This window comes from Ruminococcus sp. Marseille-P328, assembly GCF_964249465.1.
GTDB lineage: Bacteria > Bacillota > Clostridia > Lachnospirales > Lachnospiraceae > Blautia_A > Blautia_A faecis.
Window position 1 is genome coordinate 1 of record NZ_CAXUBQ010000083.1, and the last position, 537, is coordinate 537.

General features: G+C 53.4%; 1 rRNA gene. It reads right to left on the minus strand.

Going from position 1 to position 537, the window contains the following annotated elements:
- Nucleotides 1-537: ribosomal RNA gene (locus ACESTK_RS20565) — 23S ribosomal RNA — on the minus strand; the annotation flags it as partial.

Consider the following 537-nt stretch of genomic DNA (forward strand, 5'->3'; position numbering starts at 1 on the left):
GACCTCCACTGCCTCTTACGGCAGCTTCATCCTGGACATGGGTAGATCACCCGGTTTCGGGTCTACTCCTACTGACTTGGCCCTGTTAAGACTTGGTTTCCCTACGGCTCCGTCCCTTAAGGACTTAACCTTGCCAGTAAGCGTAACTCGCCGGACCGTTCTACAAAAAGTACGCGGTTGCACGCATAAGGTGCTCCCACAGCTTGTAGACACAGGGTTTCAGGTTCTCTTTCACTCCCCTCCCGGGGTCCTTTTCACCTTTCCTTCACAGTACTATGCGCTATCGGTCACTAAGTAGTATTTAGCCTTAGGGGGTGGTCCCCCTGACTTCCCACAAGGTTTCTCGTGTCTCGTGGTACTCTGGATCCTGCTCAGTCTCATCTGCTTTCACATACGGGGCTTTCACCCTCTTCGGCCGGCTTTCCCAAAACCGTTCTGTTAGCTTCCGAGAATCTTAAATGCAGTCCGTAACCCCGGAATGCACGCATTCCGGTTTAGGCTCTTCCGCGTTCGCTCGCCGCTACTTGCAGAATCGAG